Here is a 13,107-nt window from a genome sequence, read left to right on the forward strand (position 1 = left end):
CTATCAGTCAGGGCTCCAGTTAGAAGGGACGCGCGGTTTCTCGATATTTGCTAATTGGCATATTGCGTCTGCGATGCAGGAGAAATCTTGCCCGCCGAAATCTGCCGCTCTCGCCAAACTGAATGACTCGTGCACTGCAGCGGCTACTGGCATGGGCACTTTGGACGCATGCGCAGCGTTCACCACCAGAGACATATCCTTGTGAGCCAAATCAATGGTGAAGCCCGGTTCATTCTGACCTACCAGCACCTTGTGGGGAAAATTCATACGCAACTGACCATTTGTCGCCGAGGTCCCATACAGAACCTGCAATGTCTTAGTGATGTCCAGGCCAAATCGCTGCGACAAAGCTAAAGCCTCGCCGTTGATTTGGCAAAGTGAAACCGCCAGATAGTTGTTGACCAGTTTTGTACGTCCGCCTGTTCCCACAGGACCGCAGTGATAGATCGTGGTACCCATCGCATCCAACAGCGGTTTTACCCGCCTGAAATCGTCTTCGCTCGCGCCGACCATGATCAGGGACTCACCTCGATCGGCGTGCTCGGCCAGGCGTCCGACTGGCGCATCGACCCAACTCAAACCCGCAGCAGCAGCAAGTGCGTGCAACTTGTCGGTGGCCAACGGATCAATGGTGCTCATGTCCATCACCACTGTACCCGCCCCAGCACACGCCAATACGCCCCCCTCGCCCAGCATGATCTGTTCGACTTCTTTAGAGGACGGCAGCATCGTAATGATGATGCTACATTGACGAGCCAGACTTTCGACGTCAGCACCGGCTGCCGCGCCAGCATCGGCCAGCTCGGTGACTGCTGTCTTATTGATATCGAAAACCACCAGGTCAAAACCTGCTTTGCGCAAGTTCAGCGCCATCGATTTTCCCATACGGCCTAAGCCAATAAATCCGATTCTGTCCACCACTTGTCTCCTTATGAGGCATACGTACGCGACAGGGTTTCAATACCCCACGTACGCGGTTTTCAATGATGTATAAAAGTCAACCGCATATGTACCCTGTTCGCGGGGTCCGAAGCTCGAGGACTTCGTTCCACCGAAAGGTACGTGGTAGTCGAGCCCGGCTGTTGGAAGATTAACCATTGTCAATCCGCTGCGCACGTGCAGTCGGAAGTGCTGAGCCTTGCTGTGAGATGTCGTGCATATCCCCGACGAAAGTCCATAGGGTGTGCAGTTCGCCACGGCGAGCGCTTCCTCATAGTCAGAAACGCGAATTACCGATGCGACGGGGCCAAAAATTTCCTCCTGGTTGACTCTCATCTGCGGTGTCGTTTCGGTTAAAAGTGCCGGTCGCAGAAAGTAGCCGCCGTCGATGTCCAGCGAGTCGCCCCCTTCCGTTAGTACGGCACCTTCTGATTTCGCCAATTCAATATAGCCGAGAACCTTGTCCAGTTGCGCACGGCTAATCAGCGGCCCAATCTGCGTATCGGGATCTTGTGGCCTGCCCACCACCAATTGACGCATCCGAGCCACGAGCGCAGCCACGAATCGATCATGAATGCCCTCTGCCACGATAAGCCGGCTCGATGCCGTACAACGCTGCCCAGCCGAAAAGAACGCACCATTCAGCGCGCATTCGACCGCGACGTTGAGATCTGCGTCGTCAAGTACAACTAGCGGGTTCTTCCCGCCCATCTCTAACTGGGTCCGAAGCATATGCTGTGAAGCAAGCGCCGCGATTCGTCTACCAGTCGCTACGCTCCCGGTAAAACTCACTGCGTCCACGCCTTCGAGCAGAGCGGGGCCGAGTTCGGCGCCCTCACCGTTCACCAGATTGGCCACACCGGCAGGCGTACCTACTCGCTCTAATAAACGAAACAATTCGCAAGCCACAGCCGGCGTCAACTCAGACGGCTTGAGAACCAACGTATTGCCGAATGCCATGGCAGGCGCCATTTTCCAAGCTGCGATCGCTAACGGAAAATTCCAAGGCGTGATAAGACTGATCACTCCAATCGGATGCCGGCTGATTTGTACGCCAACGTTGGGCCTCACAGATGAGAGATTCTCCCCACCATAGCGCACCGCCTCGCCAGCGAAGAAACGAAAGACATGTGCCGACCGTACCACCTCAGCAAGCGCATCGGCCCGCGTCTTCCCCGCCTCTCGGGTAATGAGTGCTGCCAACGCATCTTTGTGAACCAACAGTTCATCCGCGATGCTGTACAGCAGATCACTTCGTATCTGCGTGGTTGTGCTCTCCCAAGCGGTCGCGGCGGTCCGAGCCGCCGAGATCGCGGCAGCAGCCAGAATTGGCCCCGCGCTTGCATAGTGCCCGATCACGTCGTCCGGGCATGCCGCATTTACGCTGATGAGCGTATCGCTCCCCTTCTCCCATTTTCCTTCAATATAGTTAGCTGCCAGTGTCACGCGTCACCTCCGCTATCCGATGATACTCAGTGCTTTTTTCATAGAAACCGGCTTCAGCCGAACGTCCTGGCTGCGCAAGAAGGGCCTCACTTAGCGCTTCAAATAGGGGCATTCACTTTCCGAAATCGGGGCAAACGCGTCTTTCCCGGGAATCACCTTGATGACCTTGGCAATATCCCATTCTCCTGTGGACTCGGTAGGCGACTTGACCTGCGCCATATACATGTCATGGACAAGAAGACCGTCCTCCCGCAACACGGCGTTACGAGCGAACATGTCGTCAATAGGTGCCTCTCGCAGCTTTGCCATAATCTTGTCGCGGTCGAAGCTGCCGACCGCCTTGGCTGCTTTGAGATAGTTCATCGTCGCCGAATAGGTGGCCGCCTGCACCATGCTTGCCTGAGTCTTGTGCTTAGCGAAGAACCGCTCGGACCATTTCCTAGTGCGCTCGTCAAAATCCCAATAGAATCCGGTCGTGTACTTCACCCCCTTTACGACGTTTAATCCCAACCCCTTAATGTCGGTGTCAAAAATCAGCAGGGGCATGACCTTCTGGCCCGCCTCAATGACCCCAAACTCCGTCGCCTGCCGAATAGCATTGGTAGCATCGCCTCCCGTGTTCGCGAGAACGATGACTTTTGCACCGGAGGCTTGCCCTTGCAGAATGTACGAGGAAAAGTCACTGTCGTTTAGCGGGTGCCGTAATGTGCCTACCACTTTCCCGCCGCCCTTTAAGAGAACCTTGGTAGCATCCGCTTCAAGCATATGGCCAAAGGCATAATCCGCAGTGATGAAAAACCACGTATCGCCCTGCTCCGCTAAGATTGCCGCCGCACTCGAAGCAGCGATAGCTTGAGTATCGTATGACCAATGCGTGCTATATGGCGAGCATTCTTTATTGGTTATTGCCGATGTTGCCGAACCAGTATTCATCACAATAAAGTTCTTGTCGGCAAGCAGGTTCTGAACAGCGATACCGGTAGCTGACCCCAGCACATCGGTGACCATGACCACGCCGTCTCGATCCACCCATTCTCTGACTCGGGACGCAGCGATGTCCGGCTTGTTCAAGTGATCCGCCGACAAAACCTTGATGGGCCGCCCAAAGATCTCGCCGCCGAAATCTTCTACAGCCATTTGCGCCGCAACTACCGAACCGCGTCCACCGATTTCAGAGTAGAGGCCCGACATATCGGTCAGTACACCGATATTTACGGTATTGGAGGATTGGGCCACTACAGACGCCGTCATCGAAAGACACGCGGCCAGGGCAGCCGCCCTCGCCTTTATGTGAAAGTTCATTTCTGTCTCCGTCTATTTTTTTGCGTTCTTAGTGCTACTGAGAAAGGCCGGTTGTTGCGCTCTGTCCGCATCGGCCAAGGCCGCCGATACCGGCTCGTAGGCTTTGCTACGAACGTATATTGCAGTTGCGCTGAACCGCCGTCTAATAGCAAATAGCGACTCACCGATAACGAACGTATATCGCTTACAGACAGGTTAGGAGGGCTGTTCGCGGGGTCGCCGCAGGCAGGAGAACCGGAGACCATAGGCGCCTTCGCCAGTCCGAACCAGTGTTCGGCATCCTGCCACAGGACTGCGCCTTTGCCGCCTACTCGATGCGTGCGCCCGCCTGCTCCACCACCTTGCCCCAACGATCGTATTCCGACTTGATATAGGCGCGGTACTTTTCAATCGAACCGCCCAGTACGATGGTGCCCTGCTGGTCCAGTTTTTGCCGCACCTCAGGCGAAGCCAGCGCATTGTTGATAGCGGTGTTGATCTTCGCCAGCACCGGCTCGGGCGTGCCGGCCGGCGCCACGATGCCCTGCCAGGCCAGGCTCTCGAAACCCGGGATCAGGGTTTCCGCCACAGTCGGCACGTCGGGCATGCCCGACCAGCGTTCTTTGCTGGTGATGGCCAGCGCGCGCAGCTTGCCCGCCTGCACTGGCGAAATCACCGTATTCAGCGTGGTGGTGGTGAACTGCGTAGCGCCTGCAATCAGGTCCACCTGGGCCGGCGCTGTGCCTTTGTAGGCCACGTGAGTCGCTTTCAGATCCAACATGCTCAAGAGCTGTGCGGCGGTCAGATGTTCGATGGCGCCCACGCCCGAGGACGCATAGTTGTATTTGCCCGGCGCGGCTTGGATCATTTCGACCAGGGCCTTGGGGCTCTGGGCCGGCACCTGCATGTTTACCGCCAGCACCAGCGGCACCGCCGCTGTCAGGCCTGCCGGCGCGAAATCCTTAAGGGGATCGAAGCCAGGCGACTGATAGACCCAGGGCGCGATGACGATGGACGAGGTGTTGTAGAGCAGCGTGTAGCCATCAGCGGGGGCCTGTGTCAGTGCGGTGGCGGCGATATTGCCTGCCGCGCCTGCCTTGTTCTCGACGATGACCGGCTGGCCCAGCTCGCTGCCCATTTTCTCGGCCAGGATGCGTGCCACATTGTCGGTCGGCCCGCCTGGGGCAAAGCCTACCAGTAGGCGAATGGGCTTTGACGGCCAGGTATTAGCTTGAGCGACTGCGTTGCTACTCACAGCAAGCGCAGCGGCGCCGCACAACAATGTGGCACGCAGGATTCCGATTAGCTGTTTCATGTCTCTCTCCTTTTTAGAAATCGTCGTTCTTATACGATGCGCGGAGTCTTGTGCCCTGCCATGCCATCAGTCTTCTGAATTTCCGATGGCATGGCAGGCTGCTATACGGTAGCGATCGGGTTCAGCGGCGAGCCCACCGCGCCGGGCAGATGCAGCGGCGGCGCGGTCAGCAGAAATGCATGACGCTCGTGCCGCGCCAGCCATTCGGCCAGCGGGGTCAGATGCCACAGTTCACCCAGATGCAGGCCCAACTTGAACAGGCAACGCTCGTGCAACGGCAACAGCGCATGGCAGCCATCGCCCTTGAAATCGTAGGGTCGATCCTCGACCGCATAGTTGTCGGCGATCAGCGCAGCGATGCCACTATCGTCGATCCAGTCCAGCAGTCGGCTGTCTGAACCATCGAGCACGGCGCATGAGCGCGCCAGCCGCTGCGCGTCGGGCTTGCCCCCCATGCCCAGCACTACATCGGCAAAACCGGTATGCAGGCACAACATGTCGCCCCTGCGCACCTCGACGCGGTCGTGTTCGATCACGCGCATCAGATCGTCGTAGCCAACGCGCTTGCGCTCGTCGCCGAAATGGCGCCGCAGGTCGAGCAGCACGCCACGACCCTGTACACCTTTGGCCGCCATGTGCTCGATGCCCAGGCGATGCGCGCGCGATGGGCTGTCGCGGTCTTCGTGTTGATGCGAGAAATTCTGCTTGCCGGTGTAGCCGTTGTAGAACACGATCTCGGCAACCCCATCGCCATCGGCATCGAAATGCGAACCGATGTGCGACAACGCATCCCATTGCGTCGAGTACTGCAGACTCATGGCCACCATGTCGTCGCACGCCACGTCGGTGGTGTTATGGTCGTGCTGAAAGGCGTGCAGGTACATGGGCTTGTCGTCGCGCCGGGTCGGCATCAGACGCGGAGGATGGCGCGCCGGGTTCAGTACATTGCCACCCGGCAGATCCAGCGGCAGGCTCAGGCTGAACACAATGCCCTCCTGCACCTCGGCCACGGCCTCGCGCACTTTCTCGGGGGTCAGCAGATTGAGCCGGCCCAGTTGGTCGTCATCACCGAAATCGCCCCAGTTTGAACCAGGGGGCCGTTGTTTCCATCGTCGGGTCATGATGTGTCTCCTGTGTTATCGATGCAGAGATCAGCGTCGCGTCACGCTCAGATCCACCATTTGCGTCGGCAGGTCGGCCAGCAGATGACGCTTGATTTTCTGGGTTTCGGTTTTGGGAATGACGGGCACGAACGAGAAATAGCGCGGCGCCATATAGGCCGGCAGGCGCGCCTGTAGGAAGGCCTGCAGAGCCTTGGCATCAGGCTCGCCTTGCAGCACCACGTATGCATGTACCTCCTCGCCCATGATGTCGTCGGGCACGCCCACCACCGCGCAATCGCGCACCTGCTCGTGCTTGAGCAACTGTTGCTCTATCTCGGTGGGCGCAATCATTTCGCCGCCGCGCCGGATCAATTCCTTTTGGCGTCCGTCGAAATACAGGAAGCCATCCTCGTCCAGATAGCCGCGGTCGCCAGTGTGCAGCCAGCCCTGTTTGAGCGTGCCGGCCGTGGCCTCGGGATTGCGCCAGTACTCAGAGAAGAACACGTGCGGGCGTTTGGAGCGCGCCACGATTTCGCCCTTGACGCCGGTGGCCNCCGGCGCGCCAGCATCGTCCACCACGGCCAACTCGATGCCCTCGCGTGCATATCCCACCGAGCCGAAGCGTGCGCGCTGAGGCGTATTCATCGATACCCAGCCGCCGGTTTCCGTCATACCGTACAGCTCGCGCACCGAGATGCCAAAGCGCGATTCGATCGCCTCCCACACACGGGCCGGCGCGCCACCACCTACGCACCAGCGCAGGGTGTGATCGCGGCGCGGTTCGGGATAGTGCTTGTCCAGGATCGACAGCACCGTACCTACATAGGTGAAACCAGTAGCGCGATGCGCTATCGCTTCGTCAAAGAAGCGACTGGCAGAGAAATTCCGCAACAACACCAAAGTGGCGCCGCAACCCAGCACCGAGGCCACTGCGTACATCTGCGGATTGGCGTGGAACAGCGGCAGGAACACGAGGATGCGATCGGCGCGGGTCAGTTCCAACGATTGCATCATGTCGTCGCTGGCAGCCTCATAAGCGCCGTGCGGCAGCGTCACACCTTTAGGCAAGCCGGTCGTGCCCGACGTGAACAGAATGCTGTTCACGTCGCCTGCGCCGCGCTGCGGCCCGGCCCAGCGCGGCGGTGATTCAGCCGGAGGCAGATCCATCGCGGCGTCGATCTCCATCACCGGCGGTGCGCCATCCATATTCGCCAGCGTGTCACGGCGTAGCGTCAGCAGCTCGGGCTCGATGATCAGCAGGCGCGATTCGCTCTTGGCCAGCGAGTAGCAAAACCCCTCGCCCACCAATCCAGTGTTCAGCGGCACGCTCACCGCGCCCAGCTCGCTCAGCGCGAACCAGCAGGCTAGAAAGGCCGGGCGGTTGCCGCACATCAGCGCGACATGATCGCCCGGCCGCACCCCGGCGTCGTGAAGGCGTACCGCCATGGCGCTGACCATGTCCGCCAGTTCCCGGTAGCGGTACTGGCGGGCTTCAAAAACGAGCGCAATGGCGTCGGGCTGGCTGTCGGCCAGGCTATACAGGCGGTGGGTGATCACGTCTTCTTGGGTCCGGACAGATGGTTGGCGGCAAAGGCGAGCAATTGCTTGCCGATGGTGTTCTTGAGAATTTCGGACGAGCCGCCGGCGATCTCATAGGCCTTGGCGTCGCGCAGATAACGGCCGAACGGCGCGTGTTCGGTCACGCCATAAGCGCCGCAGATTTGAATCGCCTGCTCGGCCGCGCGCGTAGCGACTTGGCTGGCTGCGAGCTTCGCCTCGCTGGCATAGCGCGCGATCTCGCGGTGTTCGTCCAATGCCGCGCAGGCCTCGTACACCAGCAAGCGGGCAGCGTCGATCTGGGTCGCCAGGTCAGCGAAATACCACTGAATGCCTTGGAAACCCAGGACCTTTTGGTCGAACGCCTCGCGTCCGGCCGCATAGGCCAGCGCGTTGTCGAACGCGGCGCGGGCGATGCCCAGGCTGATGGCACCGGCCATCGTGCGCGAAAAATCCAACGTAGTCACAGCCTGGCGCACGCCCTTGCCTTCGACGCCGATCAGATGATCGTCGGGCAGGACCACGCCGTCCAGGATCAGATCCACGTGCGGACCGTTGCGCAGGCCGAATGTGCCGGATGTCGGGCCGTTGAACGTTGACACCCCGGGCATGTCCCGACGCACGAAAAATGTGGACACGCCATGATCCGTCTCGGCCAGGACGATATAGGCCTCGGCCGCCGAACCCGAGGTGATGAACGACTTGCGGCCATTCAACGTCCATCCGCTCGCGCCGCGTTGCGCCTTTGTATCCAGGCTGCGGATATCGCTGCCATGATTCGCCTCTGTGAGCGCGTAGGCGGTGATCAGGCCCTGGGCGAATTCCGGCAGCACCGCTGCCTTTAGCGACTCGGCGCCGAACTGGTTGATCAAAGTCTGCGCCTGCAAAATGGTGATCAGGCTGATCCCCACCGCTGCGCTGCCGTACGAGGCCTCCTCGAACACTGCGGCGCAGTGTCCGTATGGGGCCGCGCTGCCGCCCCATTCGCGCGGCAGCGTCAGGCTGGTATAGCCGTGGCGCGCCATGGTCTTGATGATGTGCACGGGGTACACGTCCTGCCGGTCGATGGCCTCGGCCTCGGGCAGCACGGTATCGGCCACCACGCGCCGCAGCTCGCGCAGGAACGCCGGATCCACTCTGTCGCGCCACAGCGCGGGACTGCATTGGTATGAGTTCGCGATGTCGATCATGTCTTTGCCTCCTCCCGAACGCGGTGACACCGCCGGGGTTGGGTTTGGACTATAGAAACGAAACGGGGCAAAATCGCGGATACCTGTAAAAAGTTCCGCACTACGGAACACTAGTACCAGCAGTCAGAAAAAAGCGGCGCGCCGGGTGGCACGCCAGCACAACGACGAGGCAGGAGACAGTAATGGAGGACAACGGCACCCCGCGGGCCAGCGGCGATACCGTGCAAAGCGTCAGGCGCGCGCTGGAGATTCTGCGCATCCTTTCCTACAGCTCGTCATCGAGCGGCATGCGGTTTTCCGACCTGCAGGCGCAGAGCGGGCTGAGCAAAGGGACGCTACATCGTTTTCTAAAAACGCTGAGCGCTGAGGGTTTTATCGAGCAGGCTGCGGGTAGCCGCGTTTATTACCTGGGGTTGGAATTTCTGTCCTTGGGTGAACGCGCCGCCAATCGCCTGGACATCCAGGCCGTCACCCGGCCGGCGCTGGAGCGGCTGGCTCATAGCACCGGCGACACCGTCATGCTGACGATACGCAGCGGGCTGGATGCCGTCTGTATAGACCGCAAAGAAGGCTCCTTTCCAGTCAAAGTGCTAACCCAGAACATCGGCACCCGCCGGCCATTGGGTGTGGGTTCGGGCAGTCTGGCGCTATTGGCTGCGTTCGACGACGGAGAGGTTGAGAACGTGCTACGCCGCATTCAGGGGCGCCTGCGGCCCTATCCCAGCCTGGATGTGGACAAGCTGCGCGCGATGGTGGCCGACACGCGCGAGCGGGGGTATGCGTTCAACCCGGGGCATCTTCTCAAGGGGATGTATGGCATCGGTGTTGCGATTTATCTCGCTCGTCAGCCGGTTGCTGCATTGAGCGTCGCTGCGCACTATGGTCGCATGGGTCCGGAGCGTCGCAAGACTATTGCTGCAGCGCTGAAACGGGAGGCGGATGGAGTGACAGAGGGATTGGGGTGAAGGTAGGGATGTACGGATGAGATAGGCTGGCGAGGTTCGCTACAAATTTTTTCCCAGAAGTATGTCGATTTCCGAGCATCAGATTCGTCGTTAGCGTATTAACCCTAAAAGGATCTCCCATGAAATATCTCGGCCTGGCTTATTTCACGCCCGAAAAATTTGCTGCGATGGCGCCAGATGATGTAGACAAACTGGTGAGCCAATGTCCAGATTTGGACGAGAAGATGCGCGCCACCGGCAAGGTCCTGGTTTCTGCGTCGCTAGGTGATGTCGAGAATTGGAAGACGCTCCGTCCACGCAATGGCAAGACGAGCATCACCGACGGGCCCTACACCGAGTCGAAGGAAGTGGTGGGCGGTTTGTTCATTATTGAGGCGGATAGCCATGAGGAGGCACTGCGCATTGCGTCCATGCATCCGGCTGCCACGCTGGGTGAAGAAGGCGGATGGGCCGTGGAGCTTATTCCGATGGATTTCTATCTGGCCCTGTGAGGGTTGGAAACCGCAGCGTTGCCATGCTCTGGCTGCGCTGCGCATGTTTTCGAACTACCGAAGACCGCGAGAGCGCAAGCGGTCGTGGGGTCGATCATCCGACGATCGGAGCGGAAACCGATCGCCCCTGGCGAGGGCGTTCAGGCGGTCAGGAAGCGCAAGACCTCGGCCCAATCGTTAGTCGACAGGGCGACGTCCTCGAAGTCGCCAGCTTCCTCGTCGTAGCGCGAAACGCAGAAGCGCTGGCTCCTGCCGGATTCGCGGTCGGCATAGTTGGCGTAGTCGACATAAACTTTCAAGCCGCGCTCTTCGTTCTCGAATGAAGGCGCTGCATCGATGTAACTCGATGCGTCGAAATACCCTTCGGGCAGGGGCGGCAGGGTTGTTATGTCGAAGTCGGGAAATTCGCGACGAAGTCGTTCAAGGTTCATAAAGGAAGCATGTGGAGGCTGAAGACCTGACATTTTACGTTGTTCAGCGTCAGTCGCCACGATGTCTCCCGAAGCAGAGTTTGGCTTAGCACTGCGCGAATTTGTGCAATGCCACGTAAAGAGACTCGGCGTCCGCTCTGCGCCTCGACGAAAGACCGCTGCTGGTCGATTCTGTTGAAAAACTCGCCGCGGTCGCGGTCGTCTGGCAGAATTTGCAAAGCGCCAACGAGTTCAGAGAGCACCGACATGATGGGTCATCAAGCGGGCGGACAAGAGCGGTTGTTCTACGCCTTCAACCTTGAAGACGTCATTCCCCCGACCCACCTTCTGAGAGCCATCGATCGCTGCCTGGATCTGAGTGAACTCCACCGACACCTGGCAGAGCACTACAGCCATACGGGCCGCCCCTCCATTGACCCCGAACTCATGATCCGGATGCTGATCGTTGGGTATTGCTACGGCATCCGCTCCGAGCGACGTCTGTGCGAAGAGGTTCAACTGAACCTTGCCTATCGATGGTTCTGTCGTCTCAGCCTCGAGGATGCAGTGCTCGATCACTCGACCTTCTCCAAGAACCGACACGGACGCTTCCGAGCCAGCGATACCTTCCGCTGGTTGTTCGATGAAGTGGTCCGTCGTTGCATGGCTGCGGGCCTAGTCAAAGGCGAAGGCTTCGCTGTCGACGCCAGCGTCGTGGCCGCTGATGCGAGCCGCCAGCGCGGTGTTCCTGCCAGTGAGGTCACCGACTGGTCGAACCCCGCACTCAGCACGCGTGCCGTGCGCGAGTATCTCGAAGCGCTCGGCGACGAAGCGTTTGAGCAAACCGTTCCCCGGCGGATCTCGCTGACCGATCCGCAGTCACGGTGGACAGCCGCCCCTGGCGGCCCCGCATTCTTCGCCTATTCGACGAACTATCTGATCGATACTGAGCATGGCGTGATCCTCGACGTCGAAGCTACCCCTGCGCATCGCACCGCAGAAGTGGACTCTACCAAGACGATGGTGGATCGTGTCGAGGAACGATTCGACATCACCCCTGAACGGCTCATCGGCGATACCGCTTACGGCACGGCTCCGATGCTGGCGTGGATGGTGCAAGACAAGGGGATCGAGCCGCACGTCCCCGTCTGGGACAAAACCCAGCGCAAGGACGACAGTCTATCGAGCAGCGACTTCCAATGGGATGGCGAGGCCAACGAATATCGTTGCCCCGAGGGGCATGCACTGCGCAGTGAGCGGCGCATATTTAAGATCGAGCGCACTCACGTCACCAGGGCAGGCACCGTAATCTACCGGGCCAGCAACAAGGACTGCGGTACGTGCGCTATGAAGCCGCGGTGCTGCCCTAATACGCCGATGCGTAAGATCGCTCGCAGCATTTACGAGGATGCACGCGACGTAGCCAGGCGTATCGGCGCCACCGTGCAATACCAGCGCTCACGTCACGAACGAAAGAAAGTCGAGGTGTTGTTTGCACATCTCAAACGTATTTTGAAGATTGACCGCTTGCGGTTGCGCGGACTCACTGGTGCAGCAGACGAATTCACGCTCGCAGCAGCCGTTCAGAACCTACGTCGTCTTGCGATGCTTACCTCTCAGGGGCCACCGGTTCAGGGCACAGGTGCGCCCGCTTGAGGCGAAACCCACCGATTAACAAGGCAACCGGGCATCAGTACCCGGTTCCAATCGAAAAAAGGCGAAAGCCGCCTGGTCATCGGGCTTGCAAGCGCGACAAATTGCGACGAGCAATCGAGTTTTTCAACAGAATCGGCCAGAAGCGAACATTGATTGGGAGAGGTCAGATCGGCGACAATCTAGGCCTGCCCATGTTTACACGATGGAGGCCCATGAGCGTGATTCAGATACGTCGAGTGATTCCCACTGACGCCGCCGAATTAATTGCCGCTAACTTAGCAAATCAGGACTACCACTTACCTTGGGTCTCATCCTTTACCGATAAGGCGGGATTCGATAATTGGTTTTCCCGTGGCCTCACTGGACCGAACGTCGGTCTCATTGCGCGAGAATTGGCATCTAAGAAAGTTATTGGCGTAGTAAACATTAACGAGATAGTCGCAGGCGCTTTTCAGAGTGCATATCTCGGGTACTACGGGATGCAGGATTTCGCCCGGACCGGGTTGATGACTCAGGTGCTACGAGCGACTGTGGACTATGCGTTCAGCGAACTGGGCTTGCATCGGCTGGAGGCGAACATCCAACCTGGGAATGCAGCTTCGATCGCACTTGTGCGTCGGGTGGGTTTCAAATATGAAGGCTTTTCGCCAAGCTATCTCTGCATAAACGGCGAATGGCGAGACCATGAGCGTTGGGCTTTGCTTGCCGATCTGCACAAATAGGTGAGCTTTCCCTCTGCGTAAAGCCGACAGGC

The 13,107-nt window shown here is 59.1% G+C and carries 12 protein-coding genes and 1 pseudogene; 4 read left to right on the forward strand and 9 right to left on the reverse strand.

Annotated elements, in window-relative coordinates:
* Positions 1–3: 3 nt before the first annotated feature.
* The 8 genes and pseudogenes from ACNA0I_RS07800 to ACNA0I_RS07835 form a co-directional block, all read right to left on the reverse strand.
* Positions 4–921: an NAD(P)-dependent oxidoreductase gene (locus tag ACNA0I_RS07800; RefSeq protein WP_415805507.1), complete on the reverse strand. Its 918-nt coding sequence runs from the start codon at positions 919–921 to the stop codon at positions 4–6.
* Positions 922–957: 36 nt separating this feature from the next.
* The gene (locus ACNA0I_RS07805; RefSeq protein WP_415805508.1) at positions 958–2,385 is read right to left on the reverse strand and encodes an aldehyde dehydrogenase family protein; all 1,428 of its coding nucleotides are present in this window, start codon (positions 2,383–2,385) and stop codon (positions 958–960) included.
* Between the two features lie 90 nt (positions 2,386–2,475).
* Complete coding sequence (locus tag ACNA0I_RS07810; RefSeq protein WP_415805509.1) at positions 2,476–3,687, reverse strand: ABC transporter substrate-binding protein; 1,212 nt, start codon at positions 3,685–3,687, stop codon at positions 2,476–2,478.
* A 307-nt stretch (positions 3,688–3,994) separates the two neighbouring features.
* On the reverse strand, positions 3,995–4,981 hold the full coding sequence (locus ACNA0I_RS07815; protein ID WP_415805510.1) for a Bug family tripartite tricarboxylate transporter substrate binding protein: 987 nt from the start codon (positions 4,979–4,981) through the stop codon (positions 3,995–3,997).
* Positions 4,982–5,082: 101 nt separating this feature from the next.
* Positions 5,083–6,102 carry a cyclase family protein gene (locus tag ACNA0I_RS07820; protein WP_415805511.1) on the reverse strand — a complete coding sequence of 340 codons (1,020 nt, stop codon included), beginning with the start codon at positions 6,100–6,102 and terminating at the stop codon, positions 5,083–5,085.
* Between the two features lie 30 nt (positions 6,103–6,132).
* A partial coding sequence (locus ACNA0I_RS07825; protein WP_415805512.1) for a class I adenylate-forming enzyme family protein occupies positions 6,133–6,637 on the reverse strand: 505 nt, incomplete at its 5' end.
* A gap of 1 nt (position 6,638) precedes the next feature.
* Positions 6,639–7,641 (reverse strand): annotated as a pseudogene (locus ACNA0I_RS07830) (class I adenylate-forming enzyme family protein); the annotation flags it as partial.
* Positions 7,638–8,831, reverse strand: coding sequence for an acyl-CoA dehydrogenase family protein (locus ACNA0I_RS07835; RefSeq protein ID WP_415805513.1), 1,194 nt, complete (start codon positions 8,829–8,831; stop codon positions 7,638–7,640). The gene ACNA0I_RS07835 and the pseudogene ACNA0I_RS07830, both read right to left, overlap by 4 nt.
* 182 nt (positions 8,832–9,013) lie before the next feature.
* Between ACNA0I_RS07835 and ACNA0I_RS07840 the strand changes: the two genes are divergently transcribed.
* Both ACNA0I_RS07840 and ACNA0I_RS07845 read left to right on the forward strand, forming a co-directional pair.
* Positions 9,014–9,796 (forward strand): IclR family transcriptional regulator, encoded by a 783-nt coding sequence (locus ACNA0I_RS07840; protein WP_415805514.1) that lies wholly within the window; start codon positions 9,014–9,016, stop codon positions 9,794–9,796.
* A gap of 119 nt (positions 9,797–9,915) precedes the next feature.
* The gene (locus tag ACNA0I_RS07845; RefSeq protein ID WP_415805515.1) at positions 9,916–10,287 is read left to right on the forward strand and encodes a YciI family protein; all 372 of its coding nucleotides are present in this window, start codon (positions 9,916–9,918) and stop codon (positions 10,285–10,287) included.
* 140 nt (positions 10,288–10,427) lie between these two features.
* Here the strand turns inward: ACNA0I_RS07845 and ACNA0I_RS07850 are convergent, their stop codons facing one another.
* Positions 10,428–10,778 carry a hypothetical protein gene (locus ACNA0I_RS07850; RefSeq protein ID WP_415805516.1) on the reverse strand — a complete coding sequence of 117 codons (351 nt, stop codon included), beginning with the start codon at positions 10,776–10,778 and terminating at the stop codon, positions 10,428–10,430.
* Positions 10,779–10,964: 186 nt separating this feature from the next.
* Here ACNA0I_RS07850 and ACNA0I_RS07855 point away from each other — a divergent pair, with 186 nt between their 5' ends.
* Positions 10,965–12,353, forward strand: a complete 1,389-nt coding sequence (locus ACNA0I_RS07855; protein WP_415805517.1) for a transposase — start codon at positions 10,965–10,967, stop codon at positions 12,351–12,353.
* Positions 12,354–12,565: 212 nt separating this feature from the next.
* Entirely contained in the window at positions 12,566–13,075 is a 510-nt protein-coding gene (locus ACNA0I_RS07860; RefSeq protein WP_415805518.1) for a GNAT family N-acetyltransferase, read from the forward strand.
* The last annotated feature ends 32 nt before the right edge of the window (positions 13,076–13,107 follow it).

It is taken from the genome of Bordetella muralis (assembly GCF_965139205.1).
GTDB lineage: Bacteria > Pseudomonadota > Gammaproteobacteria > Burkholderiales > Burkholderiaceae_B > Bordetella_A > Bordetella_A muralis.

Bases quoted from the DNA above. Each gene is read 5' to 3' on its own strand.
- ACNA0I_RS07810 (WP_415805509.1), bottom strand. From the start codon at position 3,687: ATGAACTTTCACATAAAGGCGAGGGCGGCTGCCCTGGCCGCGTGTCTT.
- ACNA0I_RS07815 (WP_415805510.1), bottom strand. From the start codon at position 4,981: ATGAAACAGCTAATCGGAATCCTGCGTGCCACATTGTTGTGCGGCGCC.
- ACNA0I_RS07820 (WP_415805511.1), bottom strand. From the start codon at position 6,102: ATGACCCGACGATGGAAACAACGGCCCCCTGGTTCAAACTGGGGCGAT.
- ACNA0I_RS07835 (WP_415805513.1), bottom strand. From the start codon at position 8,831: ATGATCGACATCGCGAACTCATACCAATGCAGTCCCGCGCTGTGGCGC.
- ACNA0I_RS07840 (WP_415805514.1), top strand. From the start codon at position 9,014: ATGGAGGACAACGGCACCCCGCGGGCCAGCGGCGATACCGTGCAAAGC.
- ACNA0I_RS07845 (WP_415805515.1), top strand. From the start codon at position 9,916: ATGAAATATCTCGGCCTGGCTTATTTCACGCCCGAAAAATTTGCTGCG.
- ACNA0I_RS07855 (WP_415805517.1), top strand. From the start codon at position 10,965: ATGATGGGTCATCAAGCGGGCGGACAAGAGCGGTTGTTCTACGCCTTC.
- ACNA0I_RS07860 (WP_415805518.1), top strand. From the start codon at position 12,566: ATGAGCGTGATTCAGATACGTCGAGTGATTCCCACTGACGCCGCCGAA.